The organism is Microbacterium koreense (assembly GCF_042677105.1).
Classification (GTDB): Bacteria; Actinomycetota; Actinomycetes; order Actinomycetales; family Microbacteriaceae; genus Microbacterium; species Microbacterium koreense.
The window spans coordinates 2,659,631-2,677,709 of sequence record NZ_JBHTIM010000001.1 but is presented as its reverse complement, the minus strand read 5'-3'; the positions used below and the strand labels follow the sequence as shown (position 1 = coordinate 2,677,709).

Genomic DNA, 18,079 nt, shown 5'->3' with positions numbered 1-18,079 from the left:
GTCATGCCTCCGCGTCGTGGTCAGTCGCCAGCAACTCGGCGAGGGTGTCCAACACCGCTTCGGCCGAATCGCCGTCCGCACTCAGCGTGGCATAGTCGCCCTGCTCGATGCCCAAGGCGATGACGCCCAGAATGCTTGCGGCGTTGACCGGAGCCCCGGCATCCTTCGCGATCGTGACGGGGATGCCGGCATCTTTCGCGGCCTGCGCGAACAGCTTCGCCGGACGCGCGTGGAGTCCGTGTGACGAACCGATCCGAACGGTGCGGGTGATGACAGGCATGGGGTGACCTTTCTGAGCGAGCAAGAGGGTGGGGCGCGCTCACGCGGGTGGGGGAGCGCCCGCGATCGGAGCAGACCCCCCGGCCGCTCCGATCGCGTCGCGGACGAGCGTGAGCGTCCGCGTGCCGTCGAGATCGCCGAAGATGTCGGCCGGCAGCAGCACGACCGTCGTTCCGCGGTGCGCAGCGTCTGCGTGGATGCGCGGCAGCGCATGTGACAGGTGCGGCCCGACGAGGACGACGTCGGCGGCATCGAGGTCGATCGGGAGCGACTGCTCGGTGCCCGCGAAGGCGGTATAGGGGAGGCCACGATCCTGCGCGGCATGACGCACGCGCTGAGCGACGAACGTGCTCGACGCACCCGCTCCACAGACCACCAGGATCCTCATCGACCCACCTTCCTTTCCGCCAATTCTCGTCAGCGCGGACAGGGACGACAACCAGTCCTTCTTCCTCGGGGGCGGAAACCCTGTTCCACGTGCACGCGGCGCCGCGCTCGACGCCGTGGTTGACTGTGGTGACGCCTGCAGGAGGGGAGATGCCGTGGCCAGAGCCCGCCAAGATCGCCTCCTGAGCATCCTCGTCCGCGACGGACAGTGGGCGACGGCCTCGGCGCTCGCCGACGCGATCGGTGTCACCCCGCGCAGCATTCGCTCGTATGTCGCAGCGGTCAACGCCCGTGCGGGCGACGGTGTCGCTATCGAGTCCGGTCCGCAGGGGTATCGTGCCGGGCCGGATGCGGCGACCGCCCTGCGCGTCGCCGAAACGCCGGGAACTCCCCGGGATCGGCTGCACACGCTCGTACGCGCTCTGCTCGCTCACGCGGACGGGATCGACGTGTTCGAGACGGCCGAGACGCTGCACGTCAGCGAAGCGACGCTCGATGCCGACCTGGGGCGTGTGCGCGCACTGCTCGGTGGCACGGAACTGACCCTCGAGAGGTCCGCGGCACGTGCGCGGCTGCACGGCACCGAGCGAGCACAGCGGCGGCTGCTCTCACGTCTGGCTCACGATGAGATGGATGCCGGATCGTTCGACCTCGAAGCGCTGCGTCGGGCGCTGGGCACCGAATCACTCGGGGCGGATGCGTTCGGCCCGTTGCGGTCCGATCTCGTGACGGAGCTGAACGGGCTCGGCTACTTCGTCAACGAGATCGGCATCGCCGATGTCGTGATGCACATCGCGATCGCCGCCGATCGTGTCTCGCGCGACCGGGGCTTGGATGCGGCGGGCGCCGATCCCACTCCGGCGCAACAGGAGCTGGCGCCGATCATTGCTCGCTTGGTGACTCGCCACCTCGATGTCGAACTCGGCGCCGGAGACCTTCAGCACCTCGCGATGCTCGTGCGCACGCGGGTCGTCGCGCCCGGCGCGTCGGCTGATCCGCGAATGCGGCTCGAGCCCGATGTCGAAGAGGCGGTGCGCGAGGTGGTCGCTCAGGCGGCCACGGAGTTCCTCGTCGATATCGTGCACGAGGATTTCATCGTCCGCTTGGCGATGCACGTGCAGAATCTGCGCCACCGGGCCCGCGAACAGGCCTGGTCGCGTAACCCCCTCACCCGTTCCCTGAAGTCGACGTACCCGATGATCTTCGACGTCGCCGTCTTCGTCGCCAACGCTCTTCACGAACGACTCGACATCCCGCTGCTCGACGACGAGATCGCCTACATCGCAATGCACATCGGCGGGCGTCTCGAACGCAGCCGGCGCGCAGACCAGCTGCTGTCGGCGACCATCGTGTGTCCCGGGTATTACGAGCTTCACGAGCTGCTGCGCTCGTCGGTCGACCGCTCGCTCGGGCAGGCGATCGAGGTCGTCGGGGTCGAGACACGCGTCGACCCGGACTGGGCGTCGATCGACACCGACCTGGTGCTGACGACGATGGACCCGCCCGCGTCGGGTGAACGGTTCGTGCGGATTCAGCCGTTCCTCACCGACGCGGACGTCGAGCGGGTGCAGGTCGCGGCCGGCCGTATCCGACGGTCGCGTCGGCTGGCGCGACTGCGGGCAGATCTCGAGGGGTACTTCTCACCCGATGCCTTCGTGCGCGGAGTGCCCGCCGCGCCCGAGGCTGAGATCATCCGCCGACTCGGTGCCCTGCTGGTCGCGCACGGCGTCATCGACGAGGATTACGTCGAACGCACCATCGAGCGGGAGAACCTGTCGTCGACGGCGTTCACCGACGCACTCGCGGTACCCCACGCGCTGGGGATGACCGCCACCCGCACGGCGATCGCCATCGGCATCGCCGAACCGTCGATCCCGTGGGGAGAGGGGAGGGTGCAGGTCGTCGCGCTCGTCGCGTTCTCGGAGAACGACCGTGAGGCGTTCCAGACGGTGTTCGAGCAGTTCGTCGAGGTCTTCAGCGAGCGGGAGTCTGTGCAGCGGATCGTGCGTCGCGGAACAGACTTCGCGGCGTTCCTCGACGAATTGGCGGCGGTGATCGACGGCTGAGTCCTCAGCCGCGGCGGAGTCGCTCGATCAGCCCGAGCCGTACCGTCGGCCATTCGTCGGGCACGATCGAGAACACGACGGTGTCGCGCATCGTCCCGTCGGGACCGATGCGATGGTTGCGGAGCACGCCGTCCTGTTTTGCACCGAGGCGCGCGATCGCCTCACGCGACTGACGGTTGTGCCAGTGGGTACGGAACTCGACCGCGATCGCGTCGCAGCGTTCGAACGCGTGGCCGAGCAGAAGGAGCTTGGCGGCCGTGTTGACCGCGGTGCGCTGTGCGTCGATCCCCAACCATGTGTGCCCGATCTCGACGTGCCGGTTCGGCTGGTCGATGTTGCAGAACGTGCTCGTGCCCACGACCCGGCCCGTGTCGAGTCGGCGCACCGCCCACGGGTTCATCGTGCCCTCTGCCGCCCACGTCAGGCGTTGAGCGACGTCATCGGCCATGTGGTCGGCCGTCGGCACTGAGGTGTACCAGGCGTGGTCGAGCCCCGCCGATGCGTCGGCGAGATCGGCGACGTGCGCGCGCGACAGCGGTTCGAGGCGAACCCAGGCGTTCTCGAGCGTGACCGGGTTGGTGAGGAGCATGGTGTGAGCCTACGGTCGTGTGTCGTCCTGCATGGCCTGCTCGACCGCCTGCGCGCCTTCGGTCGGGGTCTTCGCTTCGGAAGCCAGTCGTGCGGCGGCGATGGCCCGGCGACCGGCCGGCAACCCGACGGCGAGACCGATCACCACGAAGGTGAGGATGCCCGCGGCGACGAGGAGAAGCTCGATGGGAAAGAGGTCGGCGAGCGGGCCGAACACCAGCATTCCGAGTGGCATCGCGACCGCCATCACGATGCCGACGAACCCGAAGACCCGGCCCTGTCGTTCGGGTTCGACCGTCTCTTGCAACAGCGTCATCGATGGGGTCGAGAAGAACGGAACGGCCAGTCCGACGAGGAACATGAACCCGAAGAACACCCAGATGTTCGGCGAGAGGCCCAGGCCGATCGACAGCGCACCGAACACCAGCGACGACAAGACGATGAGCCCGATGCGGCTGCGCGTGGCGAAGAACGACGCGACGAACACGCCCCCGAGCACCATGCCGATACTGAACGCGACTTCCAAGACGGCGAGGTTCAGGACGTCCTGAGCCTGCCCGGCGGGAAAGCTCCGCACCAGCATGAGGGGTGTGAGGTTCGACGGGGCCACTGTGAGCACGAAGATGATCGCGAAAACGATGAGAAGCCAGCGGACGAAGCCGTGGTGCACGACGTAGCGCACCCCGTCGACCAGGTCGGCGAAGTAGCCGGTCGCCGCATCCGCCGCTGTTCGCACGGCGCGCACAGGGATGAACGCCAGCAGTGCGATGCCGAGGGCCGCCGTGATGACGTCGATGAAGAACACCGGAATGAGCGCGGCCGCCGTTGCGTCGTACACCACGGACGCCCACGCGTAGAGTGCGCCGCCGATCGCCGGGGCGAGAAGCGCCATGGCGGACTGAACGGACCCGTTCACGCCGTTCACCCGCATCAGGTGCCGCATCGGAACGATCTGCGGGATCAGCGCTGAGACGGCGGGGGTCTGGATGCCGGCGCCCGCCGAGCGGATCGCCATCGTGAGGTAGATCAGCCACACCTCGTGATAGCCGGTGACCATCACCAGAGCCAGTGCCAGCGTCGACAGGGCGATTGCGGCATCCGCGCCCATGATCAGGAACTTGCGGTTGTGGCGGTCCGCCCAGACCCCGCCGAAGATCGACACGACAGCCTGGGGGAGAAACCCGAACACCGCCGCCAGCATCATGACGACGCCGGATTGGTACGTGATGGTCAGGTACCAGAACACCGTGTATTGCACGAGCATCGATCCGAACAGGCTCGCCGACTGTCCGCCGAGGAACAGCACGGTGTTGCGCAGCCAGTGCGGTGGGTCGGAATCGGCCGCCGCACGCTCGTGATCTGACATGGGCACGCCTTCGGTATCGCAAGAGAGCGAGAGAAAGCTACCACGCACCGCGGACACCGTCAGGCTGCCCGCGGAGCGCGGCTCCCGGCTCAGCTAAGCGCGTCGAGCAGCGCGCGGGCGCCCGCGGCCAGGGCGGCGATTCTGGCGTCGGCCTCAGCGGTCGAGTCACCCCGCGCGTCGAGGTAGAGCTTCAGTTTCGGCTCGGTGCCGCTCGGTCGCACGATGACGCGCGAGCCATCGGTCAGCCAGTACCGCAGCACATCACCGGGCGGCAGGTCGTCGACTCCATCGAGAAGATCGTCGACCCTCTCGACCTCGACCTCGCCGATGGCGCGCGGGGGCGTCTCACGCAAAGCCGACATGATGCGCGCGATGGTGGACACGTCATCGACGCGCACCGAGATCTGGTCGCTCGCGAACGCGCCGAATGTCGCATCGAATTCCGCCAGCAGATCGGCGAGCGTCTCTCCACGTTCGCGCGCCCCGGTGGCCAACCCGAGCATGGCGACCGCAGCGGAGATGCCGTCCTTGTCGCGCACGGTCTCGGGATTGACGAGGTAGCCCAGCGCCTCTTCGAAGCCGAAGATCAGGCCCGGCGCCCTCGCGATCCACTTGAATCCCGTGAGGGTGGCGTGGAAGTCGAGTCCGAAGTGCTCGGCCACGGCCGCGAGGCCGGGCGACGACACGAGCGAGCAGGCCAGCGACGCACCCTCGGTCGCGCCGGTGGCGGCCGCGCGGCGAGCCGCACGCCAGCCCAGCAGCAGCCCGATCTGGTTGCCGGTGAGACTCCGCCACCCGCCGTCGGCCGACGCGTCGGGCACGGCGACGGCGAGGCGGTCGGCATCCGGGTCGTTCGCGATGATGAGTTCCGCCCCCGCGGCGCGGGCCGTCTCGTACGCGAGATCCATCGCTCCGGGTTCTTCGGGATTGGGGAAGGCCACCGTCGGGAATGTGCCGTCGGGCTCGACCTGCGCGTCCACCACGACCGGGGCGGGGTAGCCGGCCCGCTCCACGATGCGCGCAAGGGTCTCCCACCCGACGCCGTGCATCGCGGTGTACACCCAGGTGAACCCATCGGTGCCGACATCGGCGGGCGCGACGGTGGCCGTCGCATCGATATAGGCGTCGACGACGGCCTCGCTCGCCGTCTCGAACGCGAGCGAGCGCGGAAGGGTCGACACGTCTTCTTCGGCGGCGACACGCGTGATGCATGCCGCGATCTCGGCGTCGACCGGCGAGACGATCTGCGACCCGCCCTCGGCCGCGCCGAGATAGACCTTGTAGCCGTTGTCGTTCGGAGGGTTGTGCGATGCCGTCACCATGACGCCTGCATCGGCGCCGAAGTGTCGCACGGCGAACGCGAGCACGGGTGTCGGCAGCATCCGCGGCAGCAGGATGGCGCGAAGTCCGGCGCCGGCGAAGATCTCCGCCGAGTCGCGCGCGAACAGATCGGACTTGCGGCGCCCGTCGTATCCGATGACGACCGTCGGCGCACCGTCGCTCGACGAGGTGGCGAGCAGGTGCTCGGCCAACCCCGCCGCGGCCTGTCCGACGAGAACCCGGTTCATGCGATTGCTCCCGGCGCCGAGTTCGCCGCGCAGGCCCGCCGTGCCGAACGCGAGGCGGGTCGAGAACCGGTCGTTCAGCGAGGCCGCCGCATCCGTGTCGCCCGCGCGTGCCGCCGTGAGCAGCGCGCGCAGTTCGTCCCGCGTTTCTCCGTCGGGGTCCTGAGCGAGCCAGGCCTCTGCGGCGGCGAGCAGGTCGTCAGCGACCGTGGTCTCCGCATCCGAACGCACCTCGTCGTGCCCGCTCACAGTGCACCCACCACGCGCGCAAGGAGCGACGAGATCACAGGCTCGGCTTCGCGGCCGGCATCGATCACCTCTTGGTGACTCAGCGGTGTGGTCTGGATGCCCGCTGCCATGTTCGTGATGAGGGAGAACCCGAGGATCTCCATGCCCGCCTGACGTGCGGCGATCGCCTCGAGCGCCGTCGACATCCCGACGATGTGGCCGCCGATCGTCTTCGCCATCTGCACCTCGGCGGGGGTCTCATATTGCGGCCCGCGGAACTGGCAGTACACACCCTCGTCGAGGGTCGGGTCGATCGAACGCGCGAGATCGCGCAGTCGCGTCGAGTACAGGTCGGTGAGATCGATGAAGGTCGCGCCCTCGAGCGGCGATGCCGCGGTGAGGTTGATGTGGTCGCTGATGAGTACCGGCTGACCCGGCTTCCACGACGGGCGGATGCCGCCGGCACCGTTGGTGAGCACCATCGTGCGGGCGCCGGTCGCTGCCGCCGTCCGAACGCTGTGCACCACTCGGCGTACGCCGTGCCCCTCGTAGAAATGGGTGCGGGCACCGATGACGAGCACGTTGCGCCCCCTGGGGGTGCGAACGCTCCGCAGCGTGCCCACGTGCCCGGCGAGGGCGGGCTTGCTGAACCCCGTCACATCGGTCGCGGTCACCACCGCCGTGGTCTCGCCGATGAGGTCGGCGGCCTTGCCCCACCCGCTTCCGAGGGTGAGGGCGATGTCGTGCCGCTCGACGCCCGTGAGGCGGGCGATGTCGGCGGCGGCCTCCGCGGCGATCGCGAACGGATCCGCGTGCGGATCGTCGAGAGGGTTCTCGGTCGTGTCGTGCATCCCCCCACTTTAGGAACGCGCGGGGCCGGAGGCCAGTGATGCCCGGATCACGGGTGTGTCGAGTCGGGGCATCCGTCGGCAAGAATGGACGCATGTCCTTGAGCTTCGAGCGCACGCAGTCCGTCGCGATCATCGGTGGCGGCCCCGGGGGATACGAGGCGGCGCTCGCCGCCGCTCAACTGGGTGCCGAGGTGACCCTCGTCGAGCGCGCCGGTGTCGGAGGGTCGGCCGTCATCACCGACGTCGTCCCGTCAAAGTCGCTCATCGCGACGGCCGACGCCGCCGTCGCGATCGCCGGGGCGAGCGATCTCGGCGTGCAGCTGTTCGCGAAGTCCGAGCAGGGGCGACCTCTCAAGCCCGAGGTGGCGATCAACCTCGCCGCCGTGAACAAGCGACTGCTGTCGCTGGCCCGTCAGCAGTCCGACGACATGCGTGCATCGCTGGTCGAAGCGGGCGTGCGGATCATTTCGGGGCACGGCCGGCTCGAGGGCAACGACGCCGTCGTCGTCTCGACCGGGCCCGGCGGGACCGACTTCGATCGCGTCGAGGCCGACACCGTCGTCGTGTCGGTCGGTGCATCGCCGCGCGAACTCGACAGCGCGAAGCCGGATGGAGAGCGGATCCTCACCTGGACCCAGCTCTACGACATGAAGGCGCTGCCCGAACACCTGATCGTCGTCGGGTCGGGGGTCACCGGCGCCGAGTTCGCGGGTGCCTACATGAACCTCGGGTCGAAGGTGACCCTCGTGTCGAGCCGCGACCAGGTGCTGCCCGGTGAAGACACGGATGCTGCGGCCGTGCTCGAGCGCGTGTTCAAGCGCGGGGGAATGACCCTTTTGTCGAAGTCGCGCGCCGACAGCGTCAAGAACGTCGGCGACGGCGTCGTCGTGACCCTCAGCGACGGGCGGACCGTCGAAGGAAGCCATTGCCTCATGGCCGTCGGATCGATCCCGAACACCGCCGGGATCGGGCTCGAAGAGGCCGGGGTGCAGATGACCTCCTCCGGGCACATCCAGGTCAACCGGGTTGCGCGCACATCGGTGCCCAATATCTACGCCGCGGGCGACTGCACCACCTTCGTGCCGCTCGCGTCCGTCGCCGCCATGCAGGGGCGCACCGCCGTGTTCCATGCCCTCGGCGACGTCGTGATCCCGCTGGAGCGCCGCCGGATCACCTCGAACATCTTCACGGCACCCGAGATCGCCACCGTCGGGTGGCAGGAGAAGGACGTCGCCGACGGCAACGTCAACGCGGTCGTGCACAAGCTGCCGCTGGCGGCCAACCCGCGCGCGAAGATGATGGGCATCAAGGACGGCTTCGTGAAGCTCATCGCCCGCCAGGGGTCCGGGAGTGTCGTCGGCGGGGTCATCGTCGGACCCCGCGCATCCGAGTTGATCTACCCGATCGCGATCGCCGTCGAGCGCCGCCTCACCGTCGACCAGGTGTCGCGCGTGTTCGCGGTGTACCCCTCTCTCGCCGGAAGCATCACCGACGCCGCGCGCGCCATGCACGTCGTGGACCACGCCGTCTACGGCGTCTGACGCGGCTCAGCACCGCGCGCGGCCGTACCCGCGCCCGTTGCGCGGGATCAGGAGATGAGCATCAGCTGGTGACCAGCCGACACCGTGGTGCCCGGGTCGGCGTTGATCGCGTCGATCGTGCCGTCCTTGTGCGCTTGAATGGGCTGCTCCATCTTCATCGCCTCGAGCACGATCACGAGATCGCCCTTGACGACCTGCTGACCGGGCTCGACCGCGACTTTGACGATCGTCGCCTGCATCGGAGCCTTGACGGCGTCCCCCGAGGCCCCCGCGATGGCCGACGTGTCGTGTGAGCGACGCGACGGTGGAACGGCGGCAGGACGTCCGACCGTTCCGGGTGCGGCCACGATGCGGTCGGGAAGGCTCACTTCCAAGCGCTTTCCCCCCACCTCGACGACCACCGTGTGACGCGATTCGGCGGGCTTGGGTGACTCGAGTTCGCCGTCCCAGGGCGGGATGCCGCCGGCGAAGTCGGTCTCGATCCACCGTGTGTAGACGCCGAAGTGCCCGTCTTCGGCGGTGAACGCCGGGTCGACGACGACCTTGCGGTGGAAGGGGAGAACGGTCGGCAGACCGGCGACCTCGAACTCGTCGAGGGCGCGCCGGGCCCGCTGCAATGCCTCCGCGCGGTTGCGGCCGGTGACGATGATCTTCGCCAGCAGAGAGTCGAAGGCGCCCGATACGCTGTCGCCGGCGGTCACACCGGAATCCAGGCGGATGCCGGGGCCGCCGAAGGTCTTGAAGACGTTGATCGGGCCGGGCTGCGGCAGAAAGCCGCGCCCGGGATCTTCGCCGTTGATACGGAACTCGATCGAGTGGCCTTCGGCGACGGGGTCGTCGTAGCCGATCTCCTCACCCTCGGCGAGGCGGAATTGTTCGCGCACCAAGTCGATGCCGGTGACCTCTTCGGAGACGGGGTGCTCGACCTGGAGTCGGGTGTTCACCTCGAGGAACGAGATCGTCCCGTCGGCGCCGATGAGGAACTCGCACGTCCCCGCTCCGATGTAGCCGACCTCGCGCAAGATCGCCTTCGACGACTCGTAGAGGATCCGATTCTGTTCATCGGTGAGGAAGGGGGCCGGTGCTTCTTCGACGAGCTTCTGGTGGCGGCGCTGCAGCGAGCAGTCGCGGGTCGAGATGACGACGACGTTGCCCGCGGCATCCGCGAGGCACTGTGTTTCGACGTGGCGGGGCTTGTCGAGGTACTTCTCGACGAAGCACTCACCACGCCCGAACGCGGCGATGGCCTCGCGCGTGGCCGACTCGAACTGTTCCGGCACCTCTTCCATCGTGCGTGCGACTTTCAGGCCGCGTCCCCCGCCGCCGTAGGCGGCCTTGATGGCGATGGGCAGCCCCACGGTCTCGGCGAACGCGACGACCTCGTCTGCTCCGGCGACGGGCCCGGGCGTGCCGGGAGCGAGCGGCGCCCCGACCCTCTCGGCCACCGCACGCGCGGTGACCTTGTCGCCGAGTGCTTCGATGGCTTCGGGGCTCGGGCCGATCCACACGAGACCCGCAGCCGAGACGGCGCGGGCGAAGTCGGCATTCTCGGCGAGGAAACCGTATCCGGGGTGTACCGCATCGGCGCCGGAGCGGCGGGCGACCGACAGGACCTTGTCGATGGAGAGGTAGGTGTCTGCGCTGGTCTCGCCGTCGAGCGCGTATGCCTCGTCGGCGAGGCGCACATGGAGGGCATCGCGGTCTTGGTCGGCGTACACGGCGACGGACGCGAGTCCGCTGTCGCGTGCGGCGCGAATGACACGGACGGCGATCTCGCCGCGGTTCGCGATGAGGACCTTGGTGATCTTCGCCGAGGCGGTCTGAGGCATGGATGCCAGCCTACCGAGCACCCTCGTCGGTCTTTTGACCAATTCGTACAAGAACCGTCGAAGAACGTGGGCTTCCTACTACAACGCCGGCGTCTCCACGACGGACGGGTCGGTGGTGTTCCAGAGGTCGGTCCAGACGACGTCGAGTTCGCCGATGAGTCGCCGCAACACCGACAGCGACATGCCGACGGCCGTCGAGGGGTCGCCGTCGACGCGCTCGATGAATGCGCCGCCCAGACTGTCGACGGTGAACGCCCCGGCGACGTGGAGGGGCTCGCCGGTGGCGACGTACGCCTCGATCTCGGCATCCGACACATCGTCGACGAACGACACCGATGCTGCGGCCACTGCATGCACCTCACGCGCGGGCGCGTCGGGCGTCACACGCACGACGGCGTGTCCGGAATGAAGGACGCCCGTGCGCCCGCGCATCGCGCGCCAGCGCGCCACGGCGTTCTCGGGGGTGTGCGGCTTTCCGAGCACCTCCCCGTCGAGCTCGAACATCGAGTCGCCCCCGATGACGATGCCGTCGAAGTCGGGGATGTCGTCGGCGAGCCGTGACGCCACGTCGGCGGCCTTGCGGCGGGCAAGCAGCAGCACGTGCTCTTCGGGGCTCAGCGAGCGGCCCTCGGCGGACTCGACGGAGGCGATCACGGCTTCTTCGTCGACCAGCGGGGCGATGGTGAGGGGTCGGATGCCGAACTGTCCGAGGAGCATCAACCGGGCAGGGGAGGTCGAGGCGAGGCACACGCGCATGTTCCCAGCGTAGGTGGATGGGGCATCTGGCGGTCGTGCGCAACAATCGGTGGATGGTTACCCGTGACATCATCGACCTCGACGTGACCGACGTGGCCCACGGCGGCGTGTTCGTCGGCCGGCACGAAGGGCGCGTCGTCTTCGTACCCGACGCGCTGCCGGCGGAGCGTGTGCGGGTGCGGTTGACCGACACCGCGAAGTCGTCGTTCTGGCGCGGCGAGGTGCTCGAGGTGCGCGATGCCTCGCCGCATCGACGTGCGCACGTGTGGCGGGCCGCCGACCTCGACACGCCGCCGGAGGAGCGTCCGGGCGGCGCGGACTTCGGCCACATCGCTGTGGCGGAGCAGCGGCGACTCAAGCAGCACGTACTCGAAGACGCCCTGCAGCGTTTCGGGGGAGTGGAGGTGTCGGTGCCGGTCGCCGGGGCATCCGCCGACGCTGATGGGCGTGGTGAGACCCCGGACGCCCTCGGATGGCGCACCCGTGTGAGCCTGCACGTCGACGACGAAGGCCGCATCGGGCCCTTCGCCGCCCGCAGCCATCGGGTCGTCGCAGTCGACGACCTCCCGCTGGCGACACCCGCCGTCGAGCGCGCCGCCGCACGCCTGCACGCGACCGCGCCCGGCCGCATCGATCTCGTACAGCCGGCGGACGGGCGCGTGCGCATCCTGCCCCGCCCGGGCGACGTCGGCGGACGGCGGGGAGGGCCCCGACGCAGTGGTGCGCGCTCGACCGCACCGGATGCGCGCCACGACAAGGCGCGTGAAGTGGTCATCGAACGGGTCGGCGACCGCGAGTTCCGCGTCGATGCCGGAGGCTTCTGGCAGGTGCACCGCTTGGCAGCTGCTTCGCTGTCGCAGCTGGTCTCGGTGGCGCTGGCGGATGCGGTGGACCCCGACGCGTGGCACCTCGATCTGTACGGCGGGGTCGGGCTCTTCGCCGCGACGCTGGCGACGCTCGGCGGCGCCGGCACCCGGGTGACGTCGGTGGAATCGGACGCGCGGGCGAGTGAGCACGCCGGTACGAACCTCGCCGAATGGCTCGGTTCGCGCGTCGAGACGGGGCGTGTCGACCGCTGGTTGCGTGACACCGCATCGACGGCGTCGGCGACCGAACGGGAGCGCTTGGCGCGAGGCGTCGTGCTACTCGACCCGCCGCGGTCGGGGGCGGGTCGCGACGTCGTCCGCTCCATCGCGCATCTGGGCCCCGAGCGGGTCGCGTACGTCGCGTGCGACCCGGTTGCGCTCGCCCGCGACGTGTCGACCTTCCGAGCCGAGGGGTATGATCTCGAACGGATCGACGCGGTCGATCTCTTCCCCCACTCCCATCACGTGGAGGCCCTTGCGGTCCTCCGTCGCGTCGCACCGATAGGTTCCGCGAAATGACACGTGTCGCGCTGATCGACGACCACGAGTCCGTCCGCCTCGGACTCGAGGCCGCGTGCGCGAACGCACCGGCGACGGATGTCGTGTTTTCGGGGAGCACCGTCACGGAGTACCTGGGGTGGCGCTCGCGTAGTCGTGCGTCGCCGGCGGATGTGGTCCTCCTCGATCTGACGCTCGGCGACGGCACGACCGCCACGGAGAACGTGCTCAACCTCATCGGTGACGGCTCGAGCGTCATCATCCACTCGGTCGCCGATCGGCCCGCCGCGGTGCGGGAAGCCCTCGCCGCGGGCGCCGCCGGCGTCGTGAGCAAGTCGGCCCGCATCGACGATGTGCTCTCGGCGGTGCGGACGGTGTCGCGCGGTGAGCCCCTCAACAACGTCGAATGGGCCAGCGCGGTCGAAGGCGACCGTGAGTTCGCCGATGCCCAACTCTCCGCGCGCGAGCGTGACGTGCTTCGCCTCTATGCGGCCGGGCTGCCACTGAAGATCGTCGCCGACCGGCTCGGTGTGGCCTACTCCACGGCGAAGGAGAACATCACGCGCGTGCGCGTCAAGTACGTCGAGGTCGGCCGCCCGGCGCCGACGAAGGTCGACCTGCTGCGACGGGCGATGGAGGACGGCATCCTCGCAGAGACCTCGGCTGACGCACCACCGAGCGATTCCGAGCGCTCGAAGTGACCTCCACCGGTCCCTCGTCGACTCTCGAGGATGCGTGGGGCCTCATCCCGCATTCGCGCGAAGCGACCGCGGGGATCGGGACGTTCACGCGGCAGCGCGTGGAGCGCATCATCTCGATTTCGTCGGGGGTCGGCTCGCTCATTCTCGCCGCGCAGGCGCTGCTGACTGCCCTCGGACAGCGGGCGCTCCTGGACGGCGCGCAAGACGTGCTGCTGGCCGTGGTCTTCGGATCGCTCACGATCATGGTCGTCGCGTGTCTGGTCGGGCGCGCCGTGCGGCTCGCCGCCGGTATCTTCGCGGTGGTCTATCTGACATGCCTGCTGGTGTGGCCGCTCGTGACGATCGGGGAGCACCTCCCCGACGGCGAGGCGCCGTGGATCTGGTACCTCGTCAACATCGCGACCCTCGCGGCCGTGCTTGCGTTCCCCGTCGCGCTGCAGATCGTCTGGACGATCGCCGTCCCGTTGATCTTCGGGTTCGTGCGTCTTCTGCAGGGCGGGTTCACCCCTGAGGCATGGTTCGCCGTCGGGCTCGACGTGTCGTTCGCCCTCATTCTCGGGGGAGTGATCCTCTCGCTCGGATGGGTGTTGCGCTCGATCGCCGTCGGTGTCGACGGCGCGCGTGCGAAAGCTGTCGACTCCTATGCGGCGGCCGCAGCGGCGGATGCGGCCGAGCAGGAGCGCGTCGCCGTGGCCGCGCTCATGCACGACAGTGTGCTGGCGGCGCTCATCGCCGCGGAACGCGCCGTCTCGCCGCGCGCCCGAACCCTCGCGGTGGCGATGGCCCGAGAAGCGCTCACGCGGTTGGCAAACGCGGAACAGGATGGTCGTGAGGGCAGCGACGCGGCGCAACACCCGCACGGTCTCGCCGACCAGGTCGAGGTGGCCGCGCGCGAGCTCGGCGTGACCCTCCAGGTCGATCGGCACGTCGCCGACGACGCGCCGAGTGTTCCCGGACGCGTGGCGCGTGCCCTCGTGCTCGCCACGACGCAAGCGATCGCCAATGCCGTCCAGCACGCCGACGGGGTGGGGCTCAGCGTCGCCCTCGGCGGCTCGCCGGATCGGATCAGGGTCGTCGTCCGAGACTCGGGGGAGGGCTTCGACATGGAGGCCGTGCCCGACGACCGACTGGGCATCCGGGGGTCGATCATCGCGCGGGTCGCCGCGGCAGGCGGCACCGTGAAGCTCGATTCCAGTGCGGCCGGCACGATCATCGTGCTGCTGTGGCCGGCGCCCCCGTCCGCGGTCGACGATGCTCAGCCCGTTCCCGACACGCCCGACGACGCGGGGGAGGGCGATCGATGAGCGTCCGCGCGATCCTCTCCGGACTGGCCTTCGCCTTCACGGCCTACATCGCCGTTCGCGTCGTGCTGATCATCGGCGAACCCGCGCCACACCCGGCCTTCATGTTCGTCGGGTTCGCGTTCTATCTCGTGGTCACCTGGATCTGCATCGGGTGGCGACCATCGTCGGCGCGCCGCGCGTCGATGGGAATCGCAGATCCCGCCCTGCACATCACCACGGCGAACCGCTTGCCCGTCTGGGCGGCTGCGCTCGCCCTCGCCGCCGCGGTGCTGGTGCCGCTGACCACGACCTACGCGGTCGGGGAGGACATGACCACCGCCCCGTACGCGACCTGGTATCTGGGCGGACTCGGTGCACTCATGGTGATCGTGCTCGTACGTCGTCGCGCGTGGATGGCGTGGGCCGGCATCGCCGTCCTCACGATCGAGTCCATGGTGCTCATGGGGCCGGCCTCCGCGCTCGCCCTCGGGCTGGTGGGCTCGATCGTCTGGGTCATCGTCGCCCACCTCGTGCGGTTCTCGCTCGACCGCGCGGCGCGCGACACGAGCCAGCTCGCTCAGCTGCAGCGGGCGGCATCCGCCTGGCAGTCCTCGCAACTCGTGCGCCAGCGTGAACGACGCGTCCAGATCCAGCGCGCGCTCGCGATCGCCGGGCCCGTGCTCAGCCGCGTTGTCGTCACGGGAGGCGTCCTCTCCGACGCCGACCGGCTCGAGGCGCGCGTGGCCGAAGGACGCCTGCGCGACGAACTGCGCGGGCCGCGTCTGCTCGATGACGACGTCCGCGCCGAGCTCGAGCGCGCACGGCGCCGCGGCGCTGCGGTCACCGTGCTCGACGAAGGGGGGCTCGAGGGGGTCGATGAGGCGACTCTCGCACGCATCCGGCGCGAACTCGCCGAGACGCTGCGCAACGCCTCGTCCGACCGGATCTACATCCGCACATCGCCCCACGAGACCATCGCGGTCACCGTCGTCGGTCGGTCGGTGTCCGACGAAGGGCTCAGCGACGAAGATGCGGTGGACCTCTGGCGCGAGATCCAGCACGTCTGACCGAGCCGGTCCCGTTTCGTCCGGGGGAGCCGAAGCGGGGACCGGCCCGTCCGAGAAGGGGGCGAGGGGCGGCGAAGCCGTCCGCCCCTCGCCGTGCGGACGGTTACCCGAAAACCGTCCGCGGGGCCGAACCTGAGCTCAAGAGAGCAGGTCAACCGAACGCGATGCGTTCCAGCTCAACAATTCTCGCCAGCCGAAAAGATCGTGTCTGTAGGTATTTCGGGGGACACCCGATCCGGACACCGGGCCGGGTCAGCCGGCGAACTGTCCCCAGCGCACGTCGCGACGCAACGGGGAGCGAAGCGCGCGCTGCGACACCGACCACGCCGTGCGGGTGGGCGCGTCTTCCGCGACGGCGGCCGCCGATTCGCTCGCGTACGCTTCGCTCACGACCGCGATGAGGGCCGCGAGCTCTTCGGGCGTCGGATTGCCACGGCGGACATCGAGGGTCACCGCATCCGGGTCGTCGGGCATCGTCACAGGGGAATGTTCCCATGCTTCTTGGCCGGAAGGCTCGCACGCTTGCCGCGCAGGGCGCGCAGCGCCTTGGCGATGGAGACGCGTGTCTGTGCCGGCTCGATGATCCCGTCGAGCTCGCCGCGTTCGGCTGCGAGGAACGGCGAGGCGACGTTGTAGGTGTACTCGTTCGCGAGCCGCGTACGCACGGCGGCGACGTCTTCACCGGCCTCTTCGGCCTTCTTGATCTCACCGCGATAGAGGATGTTCACCGCGCCCTGACCTCCCATCACCGCGATTTCGGCGGTCGGCCAGGCGAGGTTGATGTCGGCGCCGAGCTGCTTCGAGCCCATCACGATGTACGCGCCGCCATAAGCCTTGCGCAAGATGACGGTGACCAGCGGCACGGTCGCCTCGGCATAGGCGTAGAGAAGCTTGGCACCGCGGCGGATGACACCCGTCCACTCCTGGTCGGTCCCGGGCAGGTACCCGGGCACGTCGACGAGGGTGACGATGGGAATCGAGAACGCGTCGCAGAACCGTACGAACCGGCTCGCCTTCTCACCGGCTTCGATGTTCAGGGTTCCGGCCATCTGCGACGGCTGGTTGGCGATGATCCCGACGCTGCGGCCCTCGATGCGCCCGAACCCGATGACGATGTTGGGGGCGAACAGCGGCTGCACCTCGAGGAACTCGCCCACCCCCGACGCGCTCTCGCCCGAGCCCGGGGCCGGGTCGACGATGTGCCGGATGACCTCATGGATGTCATAGGGCTGGTTGGGCGAGTCGGGGATGACGCCGTTGAGGAAGCGATCGGCATCCGTCGTCTCGAACTCGAACACCGGTTCGTAGGCAGGCAGCTCTGCCATGTTGTTGTCGGGCAGGAATCCGAGCATCGTGCGCACGTAGTCGATCGCGTCGTCTTCGTCTTCGGCGAGATAGTGCGCCACCCCTGAGCGGGTGTTGTGCGTGTGGGCGCCGCCGAGTTCTTCCATTCCGACGTCTTCGCCGGTGACCGTCTTGATGACATCGGGGCCGGTGACGAACATCTGGCTGGACTTGTCGACCATGACCACGAAGTCGGTGAGCGCGGGGGAGTACACCGCACCGCCGGCCGCCGGGCCCATGATGATCGAGATCTGCGGGATGACACCTGACGCCTGGGTGTTCAGGCGAAAGATCTCGCCGTACTTGCCGAGGGCGACGACACCCTCCTGGATGCGGGCGCCACCCGAGTCGAGCATGCCGACGATCGGGATGCCGCTGCGCAGTGCGAACTCCATCACTTTGATGATCTTGTCGCCGGCGACCTCGCCGAGCGATCCGCCGAACGTGGAGAAGTCCTGCGCGTAGACGGCCACCGTGCGGCCGTGGATCGTCCCGACACCGGTCACGACCGAGTCGCCGTAGGGGCGGGAGCGGTCCATGCCGAATGCCGCGGTGCGGTGCCGCACGTACTCGTCGAGTTCGACGAAGCTCCCCGGGTCGACGAGCATGTCGATGCGCTCGCGCGCGGTGCCCTTGCCCTTCGCGTGCTGCTTTTCCTTCGCCGTCGCCTCGGCGTCGAGCACAGCCTCCTGGTAGCGCGCGCGGAGGTCGGCGATCTTGCCGGCGGTCGTAAAGAGGTCGGGCTGGTCGGTCACGGATTCCACCCTAGCGACGGGAGGGCGCGAGAGGTTGGAGGGTTCGCACAAGGGGGCGGCCGATCCGCTGTCCGCTCGCGCAAGTGACGGATGCCGCGGACCACCCCGT

16 protein-coding genes are annotated in these 18,079 nt (G+C 69.1%); 6 read left to right on the top strand and 10 right to left on the bottom strand.

Features of this window, described 5'->3' with window-relative positions; genetic code table 11:
• Position 1 precedes the first annotated feature (1 nt).
• Positions 2-280: an HPr family phosphocarrier protein gene (locus tag ACFQZV_RS12575; RefSeq protein WP_378753449.1), complete on the bottom strand. Its 279-nt coding sequence runs from the start codon at positions 278-280 to the stop codon at positions 2-4.
• 39 nt (positions 281-319) lie between these two features.
• A complete protein-coding gene (locus tag ACFQZV_RS12570) occupies positions 320-667 on the bottom strand; it encodes a PTS sugar transporter subunit IIB (RefSeq protein WP_378753447.1) in 348 nt (115 codons plus the stop codon).
• Positions 668-821: 154 nt separating this feature from the next.
• Between ACFQZV_RS12570 and ACFQZV_RS12565 the strand changes: the two genes are divergently transcribed.
• The gene (locus tag ACFQZV_RS12565; RefSeq protein WP_378753445.1) at positions 822-2,732 is read left to right on the top strand and encodes a BglG family transcription antiterminator; all 1,911 of its coding nucleotides are present in this window, start codon (positions 822-824) and stop codon (positions 2,730-2,732) included.
• Positions 2,733-2,736: 4 nt separating this feature from the next.
• Here the strand turns inward: ACFQZV_RS12565 and ACFQZV_RS12560 are convergent, their stop codons facing one another.
• The 4 genes from ACFQZV_RS12560 to ACFQZV_RS12545 form a co-directional block, all read right to left on the bottom strand.
• On the bottom strand, positions 2,737-3,321 hold the full coding sequence (locus tag ACFQZV_RS12560) for a GNAT family N-acetyltransferase (protein ID WP_378753443.1): 585 nt from the start codon (positions 3,319-3,321) through the stop codon (positions 2,737-2,739).
• 9 nt (positions 3,322-3,330) lie between these two features.
• Positions 3,331-4,686, bottom strand: coding sequence for an MFS transporter (locus tag ACFQZV_RS12555; RefSeq protein ID WP_378753441.1), 1,356 nt, complete (start codon positions 4,684-4,686; stop codon positions 3,331-3,333).
• A gap of 89 nt (positions 4,687-4,775) precedes the next feature.
• Positions 4,776-6,500 (bottom strand): phospho-sugar mutase, encoded by a 1,725-nt coding sequence (locus ACFQZV_RS12550; protein ID WP_378753439.1) that lies wholly within the window; start codon positions 6,498-6,500, stop codon positions 4,776-4,778.
• Positions 6,497-7,330 (bottom strand): purine-nucleoside phosphorylase, encoded by an 834-nt coding sequence (locus ACFQZV_RS12545; protein WP_378753437.1) that lies wholly within the window; start codon positions 7,328-7,330, stop codon positions 6,497-6,499. Before ACFQZV_RS12545 ends, ACFQZV_RS12550 begins: the two co-directional genes overlap by 4 nt.
• A gap of 92 nt (positions 7,331-7,422) precedes the next feature.
• Here ACFQZV_RS12545 and ACFQZV_RS12540 point away from each other — a divergent pair, with 92 nt between their 5' ends.
• The gene (locus ACFQZV_RS12540; RefSeq protein ID WP_378753435.1) at positions 7,423-8,871 is read left to right on the top strand and encodes an NAD(P)H-quinone dehydrogenase; all 1,449 of its coding nucleotides are present in this window, start codon (positions 7,423-7,425) and stop codon (positions 8,869-8,871) included.
• A gap of 47 nt (positions 8,872-8,918) precedes the next feature.
• Here ACFQZV_RS12540 and ACFQZV_RS12535 read toward each other — a convergent pair whose 3' ends face one another.
• Both ACFQZV_RS12535 and ACFQZV_RS12530 read right to left on the bottom strand, forming a co-directional pair.
• The gene (locus ACFQZV_RS12535) at positions 8,919-10,700 is read right to left on the bottom strand and encodes an acetyl/propionyl/methylcrotonyl-CoA carboxylase subunit alpha (protein WP_378753433.1); all 1,782 of its coding nucleotides are present in this window, start codon (positions 10,698-10,700) and stop codon (positions 8,919-8,921) included.
• A gap of 78 nt (positions 10,701-10,778) precedes the next feature.
• Positions 10,779-11,456, bottom strand: a complete 678-nt coding sequence (locus ACFQZV_RS12530; protein ID WP_378753431.1) for a Maf family protein — start codon at positions 11,454-11,456, stop codon at positions 10,779-10,781.
• A gap of 53 nt (positions 11,457-11,509) precedes the next feature.
• On the opposite strand from ACFQZV_RS12530, the gene ACFQZV_RS12525 reads away from it, so the two are divergent.
• Genes ACFQZV_RS12525 through ACFQZV_RS12510 form a run of 4 tightly spaced genes read left to right on the top strand, consistent with a single transcriptional unit; the run spans position 11,510 to position 15,871 of the window.
• Positions 11,510-12,841: a class I SAM-dependent RNA methyltransferase gene (locus ACFQZV_RS12525; RefSeq protein WP_378783337.1), complete on the top strand. Its 1,332-nt coding sequence runs from the start codon at positions 11,510-11,512 to the stop codon at positions 12,839-12,841.
• Positions 12,838-13,521 carry a response regulator transcription factor gene (locus ACFQZV_RS12520; RefSeq protein ID WP_378753420.1) on the top strand — a complete coding sequence of 228 codons (684 nt, stop codon included), beginning with the start codon at positions 12,838-12,840 and terminating at the stop codon, positions 13,519-13,521. Before ACFQZV_RS12525 ends, ACFQZV_RS12520 begins: the two co-directional genes overlap by 4 nt.
• A complete protein-coding gene (locus ACFQZV_RS12515; RefSeq protein WP_378753418.1) occupies positions 13,518-14,825 on the top strand; it encodes a sensor histidine kinase in 1,308 nt (435 codons plus the stop codon). The genes ACFQZV_RS12520 and ACFQZV_RS12515 overlap by 4 nt, the downstream gene beginning before the upstream one ends.
• On the top strand, positions 14,822-15,871 hold the full coding sequence (locus ACFQZV_RS12510; protein ID WP_378753416.1) for a hypothetical protein: 1,050 nt from the start codon (positions 14,822-14,824) through the stop codon (positions 15,869-15,871). Before ACFQZV_RS12515 ends, ACFQZV_RS12510 begins: the two co-directional genes overlap by 4 nt.
• Before the next feature lie 252 nt (positions 15,872-16,123).
• Here the strand turns inward: ACFQZV_RS12510 and ACFQZV_RS12505 are convergent, their stop codons facing one another.
• Positions 16,124-16,345 (bottom strand): acyl-CoA carboxylase subunit epsilon, encoded by a 222-nt coding sequence (locus ACFQZV_RS12505; protein WP_378753426.1) that lies wholly within the window; start codon positions 16,343-16,345, stop codon positions 16,124-16,126.
• A 2-nt stretch (positions 16,346-16,347) separates the two neighbouring features.
• Positions 16,348-17,970, bottom strand: coding sequence for an acyl-CoA carboxylase subunit beta (locus tag ACFQZV_RS12500; RefSeq protein WP_378753414.1), 1,623 nt, complete (start codon positions 17,968-17,970; stop codon positions 16,348-16,350).
• Positions 17,971-18,079 lie beyond the last annotated feature (109 nt).